Annotated in this window: 20 protein-coding genes; 2 read left to right on the forward strand and 18 right to left on the reverse strand. The window is 39.2% G+C overall.

What is annotated here, in order from left to right:
- Nucleotides 1–12: 12 nt before the first annotated feature.
- From INP51_RS15090 to xerA, 10 genes are all read right to left on the reverse strand, one after another.
- Complete coding sequence (locus INP51_RS15090; RefSeq protein WP_193735588.1) at nt 13–447, reverse strand: hypothetical protein; 435 nt, start codon at nt 445–447, stop codon at nt 13–15.
- Between the two features lie 12 nt (nt 448–459).
- Entirely contained in the window at nt 460–669 is a 210-nt protein-coding gene (locus INP51_RS15095) for a hypothetical protein (RefSeq protein WP_193735589.1), read from the reverse strand.
- A 32-nt stretch (nt 670–701) separates the two neighbouring features.
- The gene (locus INP51_RS15100) at nt 702–2,228 is read right to left on the reverse strand and encodes a Y-family DNA polymerase (RefSeq protein ID WP_193737405.1); all 1,527 of its coding nucleotides are present in this window, start codon (nt 2,226–2,228) and stop codon (nt 702–704) included.
- Between the two features lie 36 nt (nt 2,229–2,264).
- A complete protein-coding gene (locus INP51_RS15105; RefSeq protein ID WP_193735590.1) occupies nt 2,265–3,434 on the reverse strand; it encodes a hypothetical protein in 1,170 nt (389 codons plus the stop codon).
- Between the two features lie 75 nt (nt 3,435–3,509).
- The gene (gene mcrC, locus INP51_RS15110; RefSeq protein ID WP_193735591.1) at nt 3,510–4,538 is read right to left on the reverse strand and encodes a 5-methylcytosine-specific restriction endonuclease system specificity protein McrC; all 1,029 of its coding nucleotides are present in this window, start codon (nt 4,536–4,538) and stop codon (nt 3,510–3,512) included.
- A complete protein-coding gene (locus INP51_RS15115) occupies nt 4,535–7,018 on the reverse strand; it encodes an AAA family ATPase (protein WP_193735592.1) in 2,484 nt (827 codons plus the stop codon). The genes mcrC and INP51_RS15115 overlap by 4 nt, the downstream gene beginning before the upstream one ends.
- 11 nt (nt 7,019–7,029) lie before the next feature.
- Nucleotides 7,030–10,074: a type I restriction endonuclease subunit R gene (locus INP51_RS15120; protein WP_193735593.1), complete on the reverse strand. Its 3,045-nt coding sequence runs from the start codon at nt 10,072–10,074 to the stop codon at nt 7,030–7,032.
- 17 nt (nt 10,075–10,091) lie between these two features.
- On the reverse strand, nt 10,092–10,883 hold the full coding sequence (locus INP51_RS15125; protein ID WP_193735594.1) for a hypothetical protein: 792 nt from the start codon (nt 10,881–10,883) through the stop codon (nt 10,092–10,094).
- A 39-nt stretch (nt 10,884–10,922) separates the two neighbouring features.
- The gene (locus INP51_RS15130) at nt 10,923–12,182 is read right to left on the reverse strand and encodes a restriction endonuclease subunit S (RefSeq protein ID WP_207736885.1); all 1,260 of its coding nucleotides are present in this window, start codon (nt 12,180–12,182) and stop codon (nt 10,923–10,925) included.
- Nucleotides 12,127–13,110, reverse strand: coding sequence for a site-specific tyrosine recombinase/integron integrase (gene xerA / locus INP51_RS15135; protein WP_193735595.1), 984 nt, complete (start codon nt 13,108–13,110; stop codon nt 12,127–12,129). Before xerA ends, INP51_RS15130 begins: the two co-directional genes overlap by 56 nt.
- Nucleotides 13,111–13,194: 84 nt before the next feature.
- Here xerA and INP51_RS15140 point away from each other — a divergent pair, with 84 nt between their 5' ends.
- Nucleotides 13,195–13,866, forward strand: a complete 672-nt coding sequence (locus INP51_RS15140; protein ID WP_193735596.1) for a restriction endonuclease subunit S — start codon at nt 13,195–13,197, stop codon at nt 13,864–13,866.
- Here the strand turns inward: INP51_RS15140 and INP51_RS15145 are convergent.
- The 5 genes from INP51_RS15145 to INP51_RS15165 all read right to left on the reverse strand — a co-directional run bounded on the left by INP51_RS15145 (nt 13,863) and on the right by INP51_RS15165 (nt 16,979).
- On the reverse strand, nt 13,863–14,333 hold the full coding sequence (locus INP51_RS15145; protein WP_193735597.1) for a restriction endonuclease subunit S: 471 nt from the start codon (nt 14,331–14,333) through the stop codon (nt 13,863–13,865). The genes INP51_RS15140 and INP51_RS15145 overlap by 4 nt on opposite strands.
- On the reverse strand, nt 14,323–15,828 hold the full coding sequence (locus INP51_RS15150; RefSeq protein WP_193735598.1) for a type I restriction-modification system subunit M: 1,506 nt from the start codon (nt 15,826–15,828) through the stop codon (nt 14,323–14,325). The genes INP51_RS15145 and INP51_RS15150 overlap by 11 nt, the downstream gene beginning before the upstream one ends.
- Nucleotides 15,829–15,878: 50 nt before the next feature.
- A complete protein-coding gene (locus INP51_RS15155) occupies nt 15,879–16,085 on the reverse strand; it encodes a helix-turn-helix domain-containing protein (protein ID WP_118374201.1) in 207 nt (68 codons plus the stop codon).
- Nucleotides 16,086–16,271: 186 nt separating this feature from the next.
- Nucleotides 16,272–16,487 (reverse strand): hypothetical protein, encoded by a 216-nt coding sequence (locus INP51_RS15160; protein ID WP_002594687.1) that lies wholly within the window; start codon nt 16,485–16,487, stop codon nt 16,272–16,274.
- A gap of 156 nt (nt 16,488–16,643) precedes the next feature.
- Entirely contained in the window at nt 16,644–16,979 is a 336-nt protein-coding gene (locus INP51_RS15165; RefSeq protein WP_055215124.1) for a helix-turn-helix domain-containing protein, read from the reverse strand.
- Nucleotides 16,980–17,202: 223 nt separating this feature from the next.
- Here INP51_RS15165 and INP51_RS15170 point away from each other — a divergent pair, with 223 nt between their 5' ends.
- Nucleotides 17,203–17,655 carry a hypothetical protein gene (locus tag INP51_RS15170; RefSeq protein ID WP_193735599.1) on the forward strand — a complete coding sequence of 151 codons (453 nt, stop codon included), beginning with the start codon at nt 17,203–17,205 and terminating at the stop codon, nt 17,653–17,655.
- A 64-nt stretch (nt 17,656–17,719) separates the two neighbouring features.
- On the opposite strand, the gene INP51_RS15175 is transcribed toward INP51_RS15170, so the two are convergent.
- Genes INP51_RS15175 through INP51_RS15185 form a run of 3 tightly spaced genes read right to left on the reverse strand, consistent with a single transcriptional unit; the run spans nt 17,720 to nt 20,638 of the window.
- Entirely contained in the window at nt 17,720–19,423 is a 1,704-nt protein-coding gene (locus tag INP51_RS15175) for a lysozyme family protein (protein WP_193735600.1), read from the reverse strand.
- Between the two features lie 39 nt (nt 19,424–19,462).
- The gene (gene srtB / locus INP51_RS15180; RefSeq protein WP_055291071.1) at nt 19,463–20,230 is read right to left on the reverse strand and encodes a class B sortase; all 768 of its coding nucleotides are present in this window, start codon (nt 20,228–20,230) and stop codon (nt 19,463–19,465) included.
- 6 nt (nt 20,231–20,236) lie between these two features.
- Nucleotides 20,237–20,638, reverse strand: a complete 402-nt coding sequence (locus INP51_RS15185; protein WP_002594682.1) for a DUF6075 family protein — start codon at nt 20,636–20,638, stop codon at nt 20,237–20,239.
- Between the last annotated feature and the right edge of the window lie 11 nt (nt 20,639–20,649).

The raw sequence follows: 20,649 nt of genomic DNA on the forward strand, positions 1-20,649 counted from the left end.
CCTTTCCAACTACTAATACATATCTCCAAACATTTCTCCATCTATATCACTTATCTGCTTAATCGGGATGACCGTCTTATCTTCCATAATAACTGTATGTTCATATGCATCAAACTTCTTTACGCAACCGGAGCAGGTAATGTATGCTCCTCCAGCTTTTTTATTATCCGGTACGAAATAAGTGATTCTAACCCTTTGTTGTGTACCGATGGTTTCAGCAATCAGATTTAGCTTTTCATTCAATTCTGCTATGACTTCATCACTCAGCATCAATTTTTCGTCCGTCTGTCTTGCAGCTTCCTTAATAGCTGCTTCGTGTCCAGTAAGTGCCGCAAAAGGAGAAAACTGTGCTGCCCTGTCATAAAGGGACATACGAGGGTGTTTCTTTGAAGTCGGATTCGGCAGATTGATAATATCATCATATCTGTGATTGTCTTGATTCTCCATGATCTTCCTCCATTACAGTGGCATAGGTGTCTGTGCGAGTAGAAAACTGCAAATGATAGCTAGAATAACTGCTACGAATGCAACGCATATTGCTGTTTTCACTCCGTAACGCTTCTTCATTCCTTTGTAAATCAAAGCTACACACCACTCACATATGGCAACAATTAGAATAAATATCCCTATTGACTTCCACAGCCACGAAAGTTCATATATCCATCTCATATTCTGTTTCCTTAATCATATACCTTATTTTTCTACGCCTTGTGTCCACCTATCTGTTCATTACGGTCTTTGGCTGTCGCTCCCTCCTGAAGATTCATTCCTTTCAAGATGGCATTCTTCCCAAACTTCTTTTTTATCGTAAGCATTGTTTGTTGCATACGCTTTTCACGCTCTAAAGCTGCTTCTTCTTTGACTTGCTCCTGTTCTTTTGCCTTATAATCCGTAAAAAGGTCAAGCTGCTCATATTCATCTTCTTTCTTTGCTGAGTTCTCGTCTACAAGTCGGTTCGCTGTAATGTTAATTCTTCTGATAAGCAGATTTTTATCCACGATTCTGTCATACAGTTTCATCACAGCATCGGTTATCAGCATTGTTGATGATGTCTGCCTTTTCAGGTTTGTTGTTCCGTGAGCGTGTTTAGGAACTCTTCTTCCATATCTGTCAATTGTGACATCTCCCTTGTATTTTCTGCTTCGGTCTGGGTCTGTCAGATTTTCTATATCATAACCTATCGTCAACACAATCTGGTCAGTAACAAGTCCCTTATCTACTAAATCAAGAACCATAAGGTCGGTCATTTCTTTTACAACTAACTTCGCCTTATCGAAATCATACGGGCAGTGAAGTACCTGTCCTGAGCATACACTGTTGGTTTCCGGCTTATAGGCTTTGACCTGCTCCATCGTACAAGGTTCATATCCCCAAGCATGGTCAATTAGCAGTTCCGCATTGATTCCAAACAACTTATAAAGCAGTTCTTCGTTATACAGTTCATTCGACTTTCCGATGGAACACCTTGCAATATCTCCCATAGTAAAAAGTCCGTGTTCTTCCAGTTTCTTTGCATAACCTTTACCTACTCTCCAGAAATCTGTAAGCGGTCTGTGATTCCATAGCTGTCTGCGGTAAGACATTTCATCCAATTCGGCAATCCTCACACCGTCCTTATCCGGTTCAATATGCTTTGCCACAATATCCATCGCAATTTTACACAAGTACATATTCGTGCCGATTCCGGCTGTTGCTGTGATTCCAGTTGTTTTCAAAACATCCTGTATCATCGTCATGGCAAGTTCCCTTGCGGTCATCTGATAGGTATTCAGATAATTTGTTGCATCTATAAATACTTCATCAATCGAGTAAGGAAAAATATCTTCCGGAGCGATGTATTTCAAGTAAACACTGTAAATCTTGGTACTATACTCCAGATAGTATGCCATACGAGGTGGTGCAACGATATAATCAATCTCCAATGCTGGATTCGCATTTAATTCTGTACTGTCATCAGACGAACCAGTAAATGTACGATTTGGTGCTTTCCATCTTCGGGTGTTATTAACTTCTTTTACCTTTTGTACGACCTCAAACAAGCGTGGTCTGCCAGGTATCCCATAACTTTTTAATGACGGAGATACCGCAAGGCAGATTGTTTTCTCTGTCCTGCTCTTATCTGCAACAACAAGATTTGTTGTCAAAGGGTCACGATTTCGCTCTTTACACTCCACAGAAGCATAGAATGATTTAAGGTCGATTGCGATATAGGTCTTTTGCTTTGCCATCATTCTATGCCCCCTTCTAAAATTCCTTTGAGTAAATTATGCTATCGTTGCAATATAAAGATTGTCCTTGTCTACTAATAACTGTACCGGATTATTATTCAGTCGATTTACAGTATCAATATTATCAATAAACGGACGGACAAAGTTACTCTGTCGTTCAATCAACTGCCGCATCTGTTTGCGAATTTTTTCTGTTCCTATGTCGCCAAGCTTTTCCCCTGCTGCAATGAGCGTTTCATCAGCCTGCGTATCTCCAACAACTGGTATCCTCTCTACAATCTTGCCGACCGCTTTCGTTGTCTTTGATAATCCTTTCAGTAGAGAGGATTGTATAGAAGTAGAAGAATATCCAGATATTTCTTCATAGCACTGCGTATAAAGTTCTCTGTATTTCATCGAATAATCATCCAATTTTTCTGAAATACCGGACAAATACTCTTTGTCATAATTTCCCACAAGCATTACATCTAAGAATGAGGAGAATGCAAGTGTATATAATGCAAGCTGGTAATCTTTAAATTGGTCTTGTACCGCCTGCAACTGCTTATTTATCGTCTGGTCACTATGAATCAAAGATTTCTTATTTACTTTGGCAATTATCTGTTCACGGTAAAATACTATCTTTGCTTCTGCTTCTTTTTTTATAGCAAGCACCATTGTATGATTGCTATTCTTATACATTTCATTATTCCAGTTATACTTGTAATTATTGAACACATCATACAGAAATGTAAGATTTCCTTTTAATTCAGCCTTTTCCTTCTGAACAAAAAAATCCATCATTTCCTGCTGCATTTCTTTTATAGAATCCAGTTTTTTATCAATATTCGCAAGTGCAGCCGCCATAAAAAGCATTGTTGGGTCAAAAGCAAGCGGCATCATCTGAGCCTGTCCTCCGCCAACCAAACCTGCTGATGTTTTCAGAGAACCGATAAAATTGCCCGTTTCCTTCATCTGAAACATTGTTTTTCCGGCTGTATTAACATAGTACAATCCACTTCCACCAGCTCCGGTTACTGCGGTTTGCACAGCAGTTGTCAATGGTTGAAACGCTGTTCCCATAGCAGCCAATCTTGTTACTGGTAATTTTGTGTAATTGGAAACACCAACTTTTGTTTCCTCTAACAATGGACATAGCGATGCATCGTTCATCATTGCCATTATCTCATTATCTTTCCCATTATCCATTCTTACAATCTCGCCCATATTCATACCTCTTTTCGGTCTGTTATTTTAGTTTCATAACAGACCTTGTAAATTTTGCGAATATCCTGCCCGTAATTAAGAACAGTCAAAATATCTTTGTACTATATCATCTAACTGCCTCTTTATTTCTGCAAATTCACAGTCCAAATCCAGTGTTTTAACTGATATTTGATTTCCACCCATTTTATAATCATTATTTGGCAACACAATCTCATCTGTTTTGGCATATAATAACATTCCAGCAACATTACCGGAGTTGCTTGTATCAAGATTTTTCACATAAGTAAATATCTGATATAAATTTCCAGAATGCAGCGTATTTGTATTGTATTGACTTTGCGTGGTATGAGCATAGTATTTTGCATCAATTACCAAAATTTTATCTACGCTTTTAAGCATAATATCGCTTTGCATAACAGGGAGCATTTCTCTGTAATCATCGTCAGTATCCCAAGGAATTTGAGACGCTGACGCCCGAATTTCAGGGTGTTCCTTACGGTAGTATTCAAGAATGAACTTCTCATAAAGCCTGCACATACGCTGTTCATCAAGGAAGTCCATCAGTTTTGTGCTTCCGTCAGAGGTCGTTTGCAACAACCCTTTAAGTATCAGATAACAAATGGAAATCAGCATTTGATATGTCTGATTATTCTTGTTGAATTGAAGCTTCCAGTTTATGCTCTCCCGGCTCAATGGTTCAACTTCTGAAAAATAGATGAGCAATTTGCGAAGCTGCTTTTTTCTATCCTTACTGATTCCGCTTTTGACGAGAACATCCATCGTAGTACGAATAATTCGGTTCATATATGAATTAACCGAGAATTCATCAAAATTGCACACCAACCGCTTTTTCAACATTGATTGCTGTTTTATCGAAGCAGCTATATCTATTTTTCCACGGAGGGAGGATAACGGTTCACTTTGAACCACATACTCCTTACCTAATCCTCGCTTTATCTGCAAAGACAGCCCTTTAATAAGAATAGCAGCACACAACTCCGCAACATTGTCAAATTCCTCGGTAGCAACCTGCTTGTACCCTTGCTCATTTAAGACCTGAAACGCATATGAAAGCATATAGTATATGTTTTGTATGCGTATCATTTTATGGCACTCCTTAGTGCGGATGACCAATCCCTTACCTTAGCGGGTTCGTCAAACCAATACTCTTTAATAAGGGGAATAACTTCATATTCTACAACTGATTTCAGCCATCCATCTGTCACTTCATCATCTGTGCAGAAATAGCTATGACCAATTCTAAATCCATCTCCTAAAGATTCATCTGCCGCAATTGCATTATTAAGTAATTCAACTGTACTTATCAATTTTTCAAGTTTAGAAGAATTCTTTTCTGTTAAGTAATTTTTAAATCCATCCGAAGCAAATGCTGGTGCAAAGTCAAAAAAAGCAAATCGCCTACGTAACGCATAATCCATAAGGGCAAGGCTTCTGTCTGCTGTATTCATCATCCCGATAATCCGTACATTCTTCGGCACTGTGAACCATTCATTCGAGTAAAGTAGCTTTATTTTCTCACCACGCTTATCTTTTTCAATAAGCATCATAAGTTCACCTAATATTTTGCTCAGATTTCCACGGTTAATTTCATCTATGATAAAAAAATACGGTCTTTCGTTATCTTCCTCCGCTTCTTTACAAAACTTATAGAAAGCACCATTTTCAAGTTCAAATCCGTCTTTATATGGTCTATATCCCTGTATAAAGTCCTCATAAGAATAACTCTGATGGAACTGAACCATTGCGACACGACTGGTATCAATTTGTCCCATAATAGAATATGCAAGTCTTTTTGCTGCATATGTCTTTCCAACTCCCGGTGCCCCTTGTAAAATCACATTATACTTTGTTTCAAGTAACTCAGTCAGTGTATTATATGTATCCTCATCCATATAGACCTGATTCAAAAATTTTTCTTTTGAATATGACGGGTATTTAATCTCTTTCTGTTCCTGTACCTCTTCTGGTGTATCCTCTGCAAACAAGTCCAATAATTCCTGAACATAATCAGAATAAGGGGTAATGTTAGTTAATGTTTTCATTGCAGCTTGCTTCTGGAGTTCCCATTCGCCTTTATTCTGCCAGTCAACCTTTCTTATATGCCTATAAGTATCTCTTGAAGTATCATAAACATAACCAGAAGTAACAACACCTTTTCCTACAATTTTGTGCATACCTTTTTTAGCAAACACAACATCGCCTTCTTTTATTTCATTGGCAAATTGCCACAGGCAATGTGCATTATTCTTGTATGAATAGCTTGCGTCATATGTTTTTCGCATGTATTCCTTAATTGCTTCCTTTGATACAAACTGCTTCAAATCTGTAACATCATCCCAACCGATAGCCATTATACCAAGATTATAAAATTCGTCCCACATCGAAGCATTATCGCCCGGAGAATAAAGCCAGTAGTTTGTTTCTTTTACATTAGAATCAACAGGTGTTGTAGGATTATCATTTTCATTTTCTTCCTTTGTCGATTTCCACGCATAATACGATAATTCTGGGAAACTATGATATGGATATTCCTCATTCTTTAAAGCATTTCTCGCCTGCTCACACATATAGAAATAATTTGCACCATCTGGAAGCCCTTTATTCACATTTGCGAATATTGAAGTAAAATAATGTGGCATATTATCCACGTCATTTAAAAACTCTCTATTGCGAGAATCAAGATTGATAAATATATTTGGTCTTATCCAATATAATCCCATCGTAATGTTCCAGTTCACACCTTTTTGTTTTCTTACTTCATCATAAGATTTTTGCATATTACTTTTATATGGTTCACTTAACGCATTAGAATATTGAATGGCATTATCAAACAACTCCCAAAGATTATCTATATCTTTAGCATCTCTTTCTCCCTTAAAATAATAAAATGTTGCTTTTAAGTTATTTACGACAGGTACTCCGTCAAAAGCTATCGGCACATCGGCTTTTATATTAAATATTTTTGCTATTGCTCTGAGAATTTTTATTCTATTATCATTTGTAATACCTTTATTAAATAAAGCAAAAATTGTAAAAGGGTCTATATCCACAATATTATTATCCGTTTCCAATTTGGGTAATTTAAAATTTATGCTAGAATATACTTCTCTAATTTTATGAATTAAATCGAAGCGATTATTCTTATATTGAAGCAAGACATCCGCAAAATTCATATAAAACTCAACCCATCGATAATCCGCTTTACTATTTCTTTTGTCAGTCATTTCTGCCATTCCCTGTTTGAATATATCCGAAGCCAATTCATCCGTCATATCAACATTCCATCCCTGCTCCGTTAATTTCCACATACCATAAACACTTTTATCAAGATATCCTCCCGAAACAAGATAATTTCTTGCAAAAGCAACTTCATTTTCAAACTTATTGACGTTGTTTTTTCCTCTTGTTTCTGACAGTTCTTCTTCTGTTAAATGTTCATTTTTAGCAATGATAGAACGTACTTCCTGTGGTTTTCCTTGTCCACCTAATTCTTTTAATGCAATTATTATTGGTTTCATCCAATGTAAAAAAGCCGCATTAGATTTGCTATTTTTTGTTTCCATCTATTACACCCCTATATTTCCATCACATTATCAGTCCAAAGCTCGCACTGTGTCATAACAGTTTGCACAGCGTCTTCCATACCTTCAGGCGGATACTTGTGCTTTTTCAGAAGTTTTTTGATAAGCATACGCATTTTTGCTCTTGCGGACTCTCGTTTCTGCCAATCAATCGTCTTATTCTTACGGAGGGTATCAGCAAGCTCTTTTGTGATGGCAATCAGCTCATCATTCTCATAGAAGTCTTTGATTGCCTGCGGTTTTGTCAGAGCGTCGTAGAAAGCAAGTTCATCAGCAGTAAGTCCGAGTTTATCGCCCTCTTTCTGTGCGGCTGCAATCTGCTTTGCCAACTTCAGCATTTCTTCAATTACTTCTTCGTTAGTTAGCATACCGTTAAGATATGCATTGATAGAACGCTGCATAATCTCGCTGAACTTTTCGGATTTAACCACATTTGTTCTACGGTAAACGGACACTTGCTCCGCAATCAGTTTTTTCAGCAACTCTACCGCAAGGTTCTTTTCTTTCATATTAGCGACTTCTTGGAGAAACTTCGGGTCAAACAGAGAAAACTCCTCTTTGATGTCGGAAAAAAGATTGATAACACCATCGCTCTTGATACTCTGTTTCAAAAGCTCGTTTATTCTTGCGTTCATTTCCGGCAGAGAAATCTTTTTGCCCACACCGGCATTCGTCAGCCTGAGAACCAGTACACGCACAGACTCAAAGAACGCTGCTTCAAATCTGCTGTCCTCATCAACCAAAGAAGAGCAGAGAGACAATGCTTGATGGAGCATAAGGGCTTCTTTTACGAAAGAGTCTTTCTCATCATTTTTTTCTCTGCCCATAATAAAGTTGACAGCACCGCTAATTGTTTTTGCTCTTTCAAGGTCTGTTCCGTTTTGGAACTTAGAGTAATCATATCCGTGGAATTTATCACGGCAAACCGACAGCTTCTCCAAGAACTTCGGATATGCAACCTTTGCAACATCGGTATCGCCGTAGTTCTTTTTATCACGGGAGGTATAGTCATTCATTGCCTGTTTCAAAGCTGTAGCAATTCCTACATAGTCAACAACAAGTCCGCCTTCTTTATCACGGAACACACGGTTTACACGGGCGATAGCCTGCATAAGATTATGTCCGGACATAGGTTTGTAAACATACATTGTTGCAAGAGACGGCACATCAAATCCGGTCAGCCACATATCAACAACAATTGCAATTTTAAGAGGACTGTTGTTATCCTTAAATTTTTTTGCTAGCTCGTTTTTGTGGTGCTTGTTTCCAATTATTTCACGCCATTCTTCTGGGTCATTGTTGCCGGAAGTCATAACAACTGCAACCTTTTCTGTCCAAGCAGGACGAAGTTCTAAGATACGCTTGTAAATCTTCATAGCGATAGGGCGAGAATAAGCAACAATCATCGCCTTACCGGTCAACAGATTTTCACGGTTGTTTTCGTAATGGTCGAGAATATCGCAGACAAGGGAGTTGATGGTGTTATCGTTGCCGAGAACAGCTTCCATCTGTCCAAGCTCTCGTTTGCTCTTTTCGATAACCTCATTGTCGGCATTCTCCGCCATAATATCATATTCGGCATCAATCATCTTCAAGGTCGCTTCGTCAAGATTGAGCTTGATTACACGGCTTTCATAGTAAACAGGACGTGTAGCACCGTCCTCAACAGCTTGTGTCATATCGTAGATGTCGATATAATCTCCGAATACCTCACGAGTGCTGCGGTCTTTAGAAGAAATAGGTGTACCCGTAAAGCCGATATATGTAGCATTAGGAAGTGTATTACGAATAATACGAGCAGTTCCTATTTTAACCTTACCGGTCTTAGCGTCTACTGTTTCGGTAAGTCCATATTGACCTCTGTGTGCTTCATCAGCCATAACTATAATATTGTGGCGTTCAGATAACGGCTCGTGAGACTCCTCGAACTTCTGCATTGTGGTAAAGATAATACCGTTTGCTTTTCTGCCATCAAGCAAATTTTTAAGGTTTTCACGACTTTCTGCGTGCATAGGCTCTTGCCTTAAAAAGTCCTTACACTTTGCAAACTGACCATAAAGCTGGTCGTCTAGGTCGTTTCTGTCGGTAATTACAACAATAGTCGGGCTGTCTAATGCTTGCTGTAATAAGTGAGCATAAAATACCATAGAAAGCGATTTTCCGCTCCCTTGCGTGTGCCAGAACACACCACCCTTACCATCGGTAACGGTAGCGTGTTTTGTAGATTCGATTGCCTTTCTAACCGCAAAATACTGGTGGTATCCGGCAAGAATTTTGAATGAATTGATACCCTCGTTAGAAAAGCAGATAAAGTTTTTGATAATATCCAGCAGTCTTTTCTTTTGGAACATACCCTCAAAGAAAGTATCAAACTGGGCATACTGTGTGTTTTCATAGTCGCCGTCTTTTGTTTTCCACTCCATAAAGCGGTCTTCACCGGAAGTGATCGTACCCGCTTTGGAGGTCAACTGGTCGCTCATAACACAGATAGCGTTATATACAAACATTGACGGAATTTCCTGCATATAGTTACGAAGCTGTCTGTACGCTTCGGAAGCGTCCGTTTCTTCACGGGAGGGAGATTTCAGCTCAACCAAAACTACCGGCAAGCCGTTCAAAAAGAGAATTACATCAGGGCGTTTATTGCTATTTTCAATAAATGTCCATTGATTTGCTACAATAAAGGAGTTATTGTCGGGATTTTTGTAGTCAACAAGATAGACGATAGAGGAGTGTTCCTCACCGCTGACAAAAAATCTAACAGGAATGCCGTTTTGCAGATAGTCCATAAAGACAGCATTTTTCTGCACAAGCTCCCCGTTTTCAAAATTTTTGAGCTTGAATAAGGCGTCCTGAATTGCGTCATCAGGCAGTTCTCTATTCAAACGATACAGAGAGTCAATTAAAATCTCCTCATATAGTGGACTGTAAAAGTCCCTTTCTATATCGGGACCGTATGCGTACTCGTATCCCAAATCATTTCTGAACAGCTCGATTACTGAATTCTCATAATCGGCTTCGGTATATAATCCCGGCATTTTCGTTTCTCCTTTTTTTACAGCTCGGAGCTGCATATTCTTTCTTCGTTATACTTAATTAAATTGTCGTAGTTTCCGGTTTTACAGTCAAACATCACAACCTTAGAAAGTTCAAAAATTCCTTGTGATGTTCTAAGTAGTTTATATGGTGCATACCAAATCAAGTAATCAATTCCGCTATGCAAAAAGACATTTACGAAGTTTTTGTCCCAAAAGAACAAGTGCGGTTTTCCTGCTATCATTTCGCCTTCGTGTGCTTCATCCATATTCGGCTTATTATTTTCACATTGAAGATACGCAGAGGACTCATCCATAACAAACAAAACGGTTTTATAACCGATATGGTTGCTTTGGTAAAGCGGAAGTTTTTTTATGTGTTCAGAAACTACTCGCTCAAAATTTGATTTGTAGAACAAATAGTTATGGTCTTGCTCTGACGAAAGAAGCGTCTTGGCATTAACTATAAGTTCTGCATTAGAAAATATTTCTTGTATGCCACTTTCTTTAAGTTCTTTATAAAGCTTGCTTTCTCCGGCGTTTGTCGGATTTTGAATTTTTCCCTTTTTATCTACAAAAGCGTGGTCGTCAACTCGCATAACATCCATCATCAGCTCGTCTTTTGGCGAATAATAATCAGGTGGCGGGTCAGACTTACCGGAACTATTTATCCAATTGTTCCATAAGGCTTCCGTGTGAATTGATAAATAAACAGCTTCAATCGTCTCAGACTGAGTGGCAAACATAACCTCATTGTCGTTGACTCTCTGAAATTGAGATATTATCTTATCTTCATCATCAAACCTATTCATTTCCACCCCTCCTATCCTTATAAACAATAATTTAGTAGCTTAAAGGTCAATGCCGGAGACATCAAGTTCGCCAGACATAAGTTTGGGTAATAATTTATCACGAGTTTCTGCGAGTTTTTGATTTTCCTTGATGTTATTCTCTATTGTGTCGTACATAGGAGATACAATAGAGCAAAAAGCTTGGATAGTTTTCTCATCCGGTACAATAATATCATAAGTCAAAGTAATACTCGGAGTAGCTCGTTGCCTACTATTTGTTGAACCCGTAGTATGTGAACACAAAAAAGCTGAAAATCCTATACTATCAATAATTGAGTAAATAAAATCTCTATTCAAAGGATTTATTGGTTCATATACAATAAACTCAGTTGAACAAATCGGATTATCGGAAATACAGTAAGGTCTCCAAATTCTTTTGGTATCGGGATTGAGCTTTGAAATCATTACCGAATTTGATGATAGCCGGTATTTATTGCTCTTAATACCATTAGAAGTTTCAAATACCGGATAACGCTTTTCGTCATAAGCAGGAATACTATAATGCTCTACTTCAACATTTGGGTTCTTGGCAGGCGAAAATACCTCTGTTGAAATCTTCGCAATAGAGCCAAGCTGCGAGACTTTCCAATCTGAGGGCATAATCCCATAATTTAGTTCAAAGTCTACAAACCAAGACTTGAAAATAGCCTGCGTTTGTTGCTCTAAATTATTGTTTATTCTCTGATTGTTCTCAACTTTATCATCAATATTAGCTAACATTTTCGCTACACGCTGTTGCATTTCAATATCCGGTATAGCAACATCAATATTTGCGAAAGTATCCCTTGTAATCGTATCGAATACTGAACCGTGAGTCATTGCTTTAAGCTTTCTCACACTATGTTTTATCAAGTAATACAAGAAGGTACTATCAATGCCTTCTTTAGCTCTTATACCATAACAAGACTGATTAAAAGCCATCGGGAACGGTATCATAGCCAGTTCTCCAACAGTTCCTCTGGCTGAAATGATGATGTCATCTTTTCTGAGTAATTTTGTTGAGCTGTTATTAAGCCCTTCTTCTGTAATAGTTTTTTCTGTGGAATAGACATATCGGTTTTCATTATTAAAATCCTTAACTGATAACCAGTTAATATTTCCGCCCCAATACTCTGCTTTAGATGTTTTTGGAGTTCCACCACCGATAAGTTCTACTATATCTATCAGTGAAGTTTTCAACCATTCAGACATAATCTTTTCCTCTCTATCCAATGTATTTTCGGTGTGCAATCTTAACATTGCTCTGTTTAACCATTGCATACTGCAAAGTCGTATCTATCTTTCTATGCCCCAAGAGCTGTTGAAGCTGCTCAATGGGCATTCCTTTATCTATTGCCATAGTTGCAAGTGTACGCCTGAACTTATGCGGGTGTACCTTGTTAATTCCTAATTGCCTTCCAAATTCTCTAAGGCGAACCTCAACACCGCCGATTTTCAGCCTTTCGTGTGGCGATTTCAGCGATACAAACAATGCTGGATTATTGTCCGTCCTGCTATCCAAATAGTTCTGCAAATGTATCTTTGTGCGAGCGTCAAAATAGACCACTCGTTCGTTACTACCTTTACCGAAAACAATACATTCTCTTTCATTGAAATCAATATCATTCCGGTTAAGTAGTACCATTTCGCCAACACGCATACCCGTTGAAGCCAGCATATCAATAATCGCCAAGTCTCGAAGTTCCGTGCAGTTATCTCTCATAAGCTCTAACGCTTCATCGGAGTATGTCTCCTTTATGTTTGTCCCGGTTTTTACTCTGTGTATACGTCTGACCGGGCTTTTCAATATATAATCCTCGTCCTCCAGCCAAGAGAAGAAACTGGAAAGAATACGGCGAATATTGTCTATCGTTACCTTGCTTGACTTCTTCTTTTCCTGATATTCCGTCAGGTATCCTCTGATGTCGTCTGTAACTATGTGTTTAACATCTTTTTGAAGTTCACAAAGCATAGCTTCGATAGTCGCCTTATAGTATTTAAGAGATTTCTCGGAGCAGCCCTCAATTCGCTTCGCCGATAGGAACAGTTCTACATAGTTCTGCTCCGAGTGTTTCGCTTTGCTTTGATTTTCCGTTACCTCATACTTTGCAAGTGTGTATTTCAACACCTCTTGCAATTTTTCATTTTGTGCGTTGTTCAGGTAGGGCAACATTCCCTGAATAACATCTTTGATTAAATCTTGTTTCACAGTCAATTCTCCTTTGAAATATTCTTAGAGAACGACTATGGGGCGGAAGTCCCCCGAAATTAACTCCCGCCACCCACGGAAGTTATGGGATATGTTATAAACAATAATTTAGAGCAGCAAGCTCAGGCTGTGTATTATAAGATGTTTTCTGAGGTAAACACTGTACCAGTCGAATTATCAAGCATTATTGATGTTAGAGATGGCACTCACGACTCGCCTAAAGCACAAGCAACGGGATACTATCTTATTACTTCAAAACATCTTTTACCATTTGGTGTTGACAAAGCTTCAGCAAACCACATATCCAAGGCTGATTTCGATAAAATCAATGAACGTAGCCTTGTTGAAACACAAGATATATTGATGAGTATGATAGGGACTATTGGTTTAATATCTTATATTCCATATGAAACTGTTGACTTTGCCATAAAAAATGTGGCATTGTTCAAAACCTCTCATACACCTGAACTCGCATATTATTTTCTTTGCTACCTTAAAAGTGAGAAGACATTACAACATATTGGGAAATGTCTTGCGGGTAGCACTCAAAAATATATCAGTTTAGGTGAATTACGCAAAATGCCTATATATTCGCCAACAACCAATGAAATACGAGAGTTTAACTGCCTTGTAAAGCCAATGTTTGAGAAAATTGTATCTCGCACCTACGAAAATGCTCTGCTTGCAGAAATGCGTGATTCACTATTGCCAAAACTTATGTCCGGCGAATTGGATGTCTCCAAAATTGACATCTAAGCCGCTAAATTATTGTTTATGGCATTATTGAGTGCAATTTTTTCATCTATCGGATTAAGGCAAGAAAGTATTGTTTCTTGCTCTACCAATGACGGAATATCAAATTCAAGTCTATTAAGAGTTTCAGTTCTCAAGCTTGGAATTGTTGTCCCCTCATTATAGTTATTTAAGTCAATAAGCGACATAACATAATAAAGATACTTAGGAAGTACAATATCCGTATTTACGATGGTGTAGAAAAGCGTGTCAACTGTCCAAAACGGATGCTCTACATACTTAACTTTTCCTATTGTGCCTTTTCTTCCAATCAATACAGAAGGTTTATCATAAAGAGCGGTTGTCGCATACCCCATCAGTCCACCAGTACCATAGATAGGAATGTTTCCACTTTCTGAAAGAACTTTTTTTTGATTCTTTCCGTATTTAATAGTTGCCAAGTCGGAAAGAGCGTATCTATTAAATTTCATATCCAATCGCCCCCAGTTTCTTACGTATTTCGTCCTCCAGTTCGTGAGACTTTGCAAACATCTCCGATAATTCAGAAGTAAGACGGGTCATCTTTTCTTCAAACGGTTCTCCGTCATCCTCAACTTCTTCAATACCGACATATCTGCCCGGTGTCAAAATGAAGTCCTGCTTTTCGATTTCCTGAAGGTCGACAACAGCACAGAAACCTTTTACATCTTCGAGAGTGCCATCTTGAAACGCCGTAAATGTATCTGCCAACTTTTGAATATCATCATCGGTAAAATCTCTGTGCTTACGGTCAACCATATAACCCATTTTGCGGGCGTCGATAAAGAGGGTTTTGCCTTTTTGCTTTTTGTTCTTGGTAATAAACCAAAGCGTAACAGGAATGGTAACGCTGTAAAAGAGCTGAGTCGGCAGAGCGACGATGCCTTCCACAAGGTCAGCCTGAATAATGTTCTTTCTGATTTCTCCCTCGCCGCTGGACTGAGAGGACAACGCACCGTTAGCAAGTACAAGACCGATTTTCCCATTCGGTGCAAGGTGGTGTATCATATGCTGAATCCACGCATAGTTGGCATTGCCGGCAGGCGGTGTTCCGTATTTCCAACGAACATCTTCTTTGAGCTTTTCCTGTCCCCAGTTGGAAAGATTGAAAGGCGGATTTGCCATAATGAAATCTGCTTTCAGTGTTTTATGTAAGTCATTGAAGAATGTATCTGCTTGATATGCACCGAAGTCAGCATCAATGCCACGAATAGCCATATTCATTTTAGCCATTTTCCAAGTGTCAGCATTGGACTCCTGACCGTAAACGGCGATTTCTCCACGCTTGCCGCTGTGTGCCTGAATGAACTTCGCACTCTGTACGAACATACCGCCCGAACCACAGCAAGGGTCATATATACGACAGTTCTTAAACGGCTTTAAGATAGCAACGATTGTTTTAACAATACTTGCCGGGGTATAGAACTCGCCACCCTTAACACCTTCGTAAGCGGCGAACTGCTGAATACAATACTCGTAAGTTCTGCCGAGAAGGTCTTTGCTTTCCTCTGTGTCGCCCATATCCATATTAGTGAACAAGTCAACAACATCACCCAAAACACGCTTGTCCAAATCAGGGCTGGCATAGTTTTTAGGAAGTACATTTTTAAGGGTAGTGTTTTCCTTTTCAATGGCTCTCATTGCTTCATCAATGACAGTTCCAATTTCAGGGGTATGCGCCACAGAAGCAATCTTGCTCCAACGAGCGTCCTCCGGTACGAAGAAGATGTTGTCCTCTGCGTATGCGTCCTTATCATCTTCAAAACCGTCGCCCTCATCAACAAGCTGCTGATAGCGTTTTTCAAAAGCACTTGAAATATAACGCAGGAAAATAAGACCTACGATAACCTTTCTATATTCTGCTGCGGGAATATGTCCCCAAAGGACACACGCTGCGTCCCAAATCTGTTTTTCAAATCCGATATTTGCATTATTACTCGATGCCATTAACATATCCTCCTATAAAATCAAGTAAACCATAATACATAACTTTTTTATTACTCATCTAAAATAACTTCGCATATATCTCCGATGTCACAGTGAAATACCTGACATATCCTCATCAATACTTCAAGAGATACTGGCTCATTCTTATTTATCTTCGTTGCAGCGTATGATGTGATTTCGGCTGCACGCATTAAATCCTGTCTTTTCATTTGATTGTCAATCATAAGTTTTTGAAGTTTGTTATAGCATATCTTCATCAGTAACACCTCTTCATCTTATAATTCTTCTTCGTTACAGTTAACCATTTAATATTATATATTAAATTTTCAGGCATTTCAAGATTTCGGACAGAAATGTAACCTTTCAGACACTAAGGTGTCACTTTTTACAAACACCTAATACAACTCTTTTAAAGAATAATAAAAAAGAGATGCCGAAGCACCTCAATTATACATTCTATTATTAACATTCAATGCAATCATTGCTATGACCTTTTCTATCGGCGGCTCTTTTCCGTCCGGTGCAACTGCTTTCCAAAAAGCGATTGCTTCCGGTTCAGCACTTTTCATTGCTTCCCGAATGGCAAACTGCATTTCCTCTTTTACTGCTTTTTCGGTTGTTCCATTTTCTTTCGCTATTTGTCTGAAAATGTCGTTCACTTCTACTTCCTCCTATGTCTATTAGTATGTATCTATCACTGACAGTTGTTGTTATAGCATATTCTCTCTGTCGAAGTCCCGAAAAATTTGTCGATAGCAGAAATTTTTTATACTGAAAAAAAATAAAGCTCGTCGATTAGGACGAACTTCTGTGTTTTATGGAAGTATTTGCTTTGACTGCTTCACAAGTGTATCTATGACTTCATAAATTCTGTTTCTATCTTCAGGAACAAGTTTTTCAAGCTTCTCATTCAGCATTGAGTTCTTGACTGTATATCCCGTTTCCAGAACATCTGTAAGAACCATATCCGATGATACACCTAAAGCATTTACTATCTTTATGAAAGTTTCGAGTGACGGAATTTTCTCTCCACGCTCAACCATACCAATATAATTTGTTGTCAAATCTGTTTTCTCAGCCAAATCTTCTTGGCGTAATTTCCTCGCAAGTCGGAACTTTCTTATATTCTTGCCGATTGTATCGAGCTTCATCACATCACCTCCCCTAGTGTGTTTCCATAACTAATAGTATAGGTTAAGTCGATTTTAAATCACACGCACCCAAAGGAAGTCAAACCAACTATTAGTGATGATTCCCAACTATTTTTATGTTATACTATAAAAGTAGTAATTCACGATTGTTAATGGCGAACGACAAATCACAACCCAAGAGCCAAGTTAAACAATCTCCAAAAAAACTTAGGGGTAAAAAGGAATGGAAGAAAGAAAAATAATATTCAGTAAGCGTTTCAAGAAATATAAGTTCATGAATTCTGATACAGAATCCAAAGACGATGCTGATTACGATGCCGCTATTTCACAAGTCAGTGATTTCTTTGAATATATGCGAAAGAACCGCAAAAGTGTTCCTGATGAAGAAAGAATCGCCAATAAAGATAAGTTCATTAAAACCGTAGAAGAATTATCTAACACCTATAAAATTGATGTAGATTTAGAAGAATTTAGCGAAGGTTATGTAGCACACATCTATCTTGATTATGGTTGCTACAACGGATATATTAAGAAGCTGCTAGCAATGTTGTTTATCCTTGCCGATGATATTTCCTTTTTAGATGGCAAAAAAGAAGATGCCGATATGCTTTTCAGTTTCACTTATCACACACATCATATTTTCCTAAAAGACAGAGAAACAACCGATTTCTCATAATGTACCCGATGGCTACTCAACTGAGCAGCCATCTTTTCGATTTTCCAGACACCGTCTGGAATTTTTAATATGCCGGAATACCGTATCCATAGATATTGCTGCTTCCGACTGTGTACTGTCTTTGCTTGCAGGCGTCGCCTGAGTTGCCCTCTACGGTATAAACTGTACCATTCTCACATTTCTCTACAATACCAACGTGGTCTGTTGTACCGTCGCCTTCCCAATCAAAGAAGATAATATCTCCTGTCTTTGGTTCATATGTGCGGTCTTGCCATTTTCCATTTGACTTAAACCAGTTTGCACCCTCCACACAACCTGCAAATTTCGGAACAAGTCCGCTTTCAATATACCCGCATTGGTCAGCACACCAAGATACGAAGCAGGCACACCATTCCACTCGACTGTCAAAACCATACCAACTCCAGTAAGGTTGTCCTCCCTGATTGCCTAGCTGCGTCAAGGCAACCTCAACAATCGCCTGATTACCTCCGACAGTAAAGGCTCGCCCATACGGATAGTACCTCAGAACGTGAGCCGGATATTGGGTATCTCCATAACTATCCCAACCAAGCCTTTGTGCCTGCTGAGTGGAAAACTCCACTGCATTGGCATAAGAATAACCGCCATACTTTGATTTTGCCCAAGAGATATATCCATTACCGAAGTTGTAGCCTTGCAAAGCAAGTTTAATATGCTCCATATCTATCGGACTTTCCACTTCTGCCGAAGTAAGAGCCGCTTTCAATTCCTGAACTCCACACTGGATAGAATATTCAGGGTCTTTAATTCCATTGGGTTCGTGTGGATACTTCGTATTGAAACTTCCTTCTGCTGCCTGCATAGGGTCAAGTCCCCTGCCGCCGCTTTCCTGCATCATAACCGCCTTGATAAGTTCTACATACTCAGGAATGCCGTACTCTTTGGCATATTTCTGTATGATAGGTTCATAGGCTTCTACCTCTGCACTTACCGGAGTATAGGAATTACTGTCACTTCCTCCTCCAAACATTGCTACGGCAGCACCAAACAACACGACAATCATAATAATCAGCACCGCTATCCAACCGCCTGCTGCGATTGCTGCTACAAGTGCTTTTGTCCCTGCAATAATCGCTTTGACTGTCGCAACAGTAGCTTTCGCTGTGGCTTTAACGGTATCTGCTGTGGCTTTCGCCGCTTTCTTTGCCGTCTGAGCCGCTTTCTGTGTTGCTTTGGCTGTTGTTTTTGCTGTTTTCTGTGCTATAATGGCAGCTTCTTTTGTGGTCTTAATAGAAGTCTTTGCCGTTTGTTCTGCGGTCTTGACCGACCTTTGAACAGTATTGGTTGCACCTTTCGATACGGTCTTGACTGTCGAATTTCCTGCTGACCTTGCAGACTGCTTAATTGTTTTCTCCGTATGCTCTAGAGTTCGGATACTCTGTTTTCCGACAGGATTGACCGATTGTTTCTGAAGCTGTTTTTCTGCACGCTTGGTCTTGAAATTCTCAATTCCCGTTTTGGCTTTCTGATAATTCTGTCTTGTTTCACGCACACCCCATCTGCCGACTTTATCCGCACGGTATGCAGTTTCGTGAACAGTCCTATCCGTTGCCGCTTCGATTTTATCGGAAGCATATTCCTCTGCGGAATTTTCCGAAGCGTTAGTGGAATGTTCTGCCTTATCTTTCGTCATTACATAGGCTTTCTTCATTCGCTCCGTGGCAACTGCTGCCTTATTTATGGTCTTGATTGTACCTTTGCTTGTATCTCTTGTTTTTATATCAGCCATCGGTTTCCTCCTTTCTCGAAAAATAATAGAGAGTGGGGTTTAATCCACTCTCTTAGCGACAACAACAAGCCTGCCATTGTTTCTTGAATATTCACAAGTAGAAAGAGAAATCAGCTTGTCGCCATATTCTGCCGATACTCCGGTATCATACAAAGAAAGTTCCTTGCACTTAGCAACATACGCATCAAACTCTGCCGCATTTTCTGCGTCCGTAAACTCATAATACTTAAAGCTATCGGAGCTGTCTGTATAAACGACTGTCTTAAAGACTGCAATCACTTCATACTGGTGTCTGTCCGTCAGTGTATCAAAGGTAATAGTCTTATGACCTTCCCAAAAGCTCTTGTTTCTGTACTTCATCAGTCCCGTAAACATCGAACCGTCATTCATATGGTGTCCGTATATAATGATGTTGTCTGAAGGCTTCTGCACATCACAATTTTCCTGCACATATGGACAGCCATAAGCGGAATAGGTCTTATCAAACTTGTGCTTCAGGTAGAAGTTCGGCTCATTTACAGACTGCACGACCGGATAGTTGATATTGGTATCCTCAACCTTTATCCAACCCACCATATCCTCATTCTGCCGATAGAGTTCAAGATATTCCGCAAGATAGTCCTTATCTTCCGAAAACGTCACGCCCTCATTTTCCTTTGGCGGCTCGTCCTCCACAATCTCCGCAAGGTTATCATAGACTTCATTCTGCTTGGCAGAGTCAATGTGATTACGGATAATAAAGAAGGTGCTTACAGACAACACTACCGTAAACACCATCGCAATAATAATATAGATTTTTCTGCTCATTTTCTCTTACCTTTCCATATCGTTTCTCTTAGGTGGAGTCAAATCTCTGCAATACTCCGGATACCTCAACTTGATACCCTCCATGAAATACGGAGCATATCCACAACAGAACAGTTCCTCCGGTGTATAGAGATTTTCCCTGCCTTCTTCCGTAAATCCATTCCAGAGATTAAAGGCAAGGTGGCAGACCTTGACTGTGCCACTTGTCTGCCAACCGCCGTGCATACCTTCCGGTATGATGCAGTCCCTCTTAAAATCAAACATCTTTCCGATGTTCATTCTCGTTTCTTCTGAAATACCCATCACATAGAAAAACGCTCTGTGATAGCAGTCGTTTACTTTGCACTTATCCAGATTTTCCAATACAAAATCTCTGTGTGCAGCATTGCGAAATTGAATCTTAGACATTGTAAATCCCT

It is taken from the genome of Blautia liquoris, assembly GCF_015159595.1.
Classification (GTDB): Bacteria; Bacillota; Clostridia; order Lachnospirales; family Lachnospiraceae; genus Novisyntrophococcus; species Novisyntrophococcus liquoris.

Coding starts and splice junctions, on each gene's coding strand:
- INP51_RS15170 (WP_193735599.1), top strand. CDS start 17,203: ATGGAAGAAAGAAAAATAATATTCAGTAAGCGTTTCAAGAAATATAAG.
- INP51_RS15090 (WP_193735588.1), bottom strand. CDS start 447: ATGGAGAATCAAGACAATCACAGATATGATGATATTATCAATCTGCCG.
- INP51_RS15100 (WP_193737405.1), bottom strand. CDS start 2,228: ATGGCAAAGCAAAAGACCTATATCGCAATCGACCTTAAATCATTCTAT.
- mcrC (WP_193735591.1), bottom strand. CDS start 4,538: ATGATACGCATACAAAACATATACTATATGCTTTCATATGCGTTTCAG.
- INP51_RS15095 (WP_193735589.1), bottom strand. CDS start 669: ATGAGATGGATATATGAACTTTCGTGGCTGTGGAAGTCAATAGGGATA.
- INP51_RS15145 (WP_193735597.1), bottom strand. CDS start 14,333: ATGAAATTTAATAGATACGCTCTTTCCGACTTGGCAACTATTAAATAC.
- INP51_RS15165 (WP_055215124.1), bottom strand. CDS start 16,979: ATGAAGCTCGATACAATCGGCAAGAATATAAGAAAGTTCCGACTTGCG.
- INP51_RS15140 (WP_193735596.1), top strand. CDS start 13,195: ATGGGATATGTTATAAACAATAATTTAGAGCAGCAAGCTCAGGCTGTG.
- INP51_RS15150 (WP_193735598.1), bottom strand. CDS start 15,828: ATGGCATCGAGTAATAATGCAAATATCGGATTTGAAAAACAGATTTGG.
- INP51_RS15155 (WP_118374201.1), bottom strand. CDS start 16,085: ATGAAGATATGCTATAACAAACTTCAAAAACTTATGATTGACAATCAA.
- INP51_RS15185 (WP_002594682.1), bottom strand. CDS start 20,638: ATGTCTAAGATTCAATTTCGCAATGCTGCACACAGAGATTTTGTATTG.
- INP51_RS15130 (WP_207736885.1), bottom strand. CDS start 12,182: ATGCAATGGTTAAACAGAGCAATGTTAAGATTGCACACCGAAAATACA.
- INP51_RS15115 (WP_193735592.1), bottom strand. CDS start 7,018: ATGGAAACAAAAAATAGCAAATCTAATGCGGCTTTTTTACATTGGATG.
- INP51_RS15120 (WP_193735593.1), bottom strand. CDS start 10,074: ATGCCGGGATTATATACCGAAGCCGATTATGAGAATTCAGTAATCGAG.
- INP51_RS15175 (WP_193735600.1), bottom strand. CDS start 19,423: ATGGCTGATATAAAAACAAGAGATACAAGCAAAGGTACAATCAAGACC.
- INP51_RS15105 (WP_193735590.1), bottom strand. CDS start 3,434: ATGGGCGAGATTGTAAGAATGGATAATGGGAAAGATAATGAGATAATG.
- INP51_RS15125 (WP_193735594.1), bottom strand. CDS start 10,883: ATGAATAGGTTTGATGATGAAGATAAGATAATATCTCAATTTCAGAGA.
- srtB (WP_055291071.1), bottom strand. CDS start 20,230: ATGAGCAGAAAAATCTATATTATTATTGCGATGGTGTTTACGGTAGTG.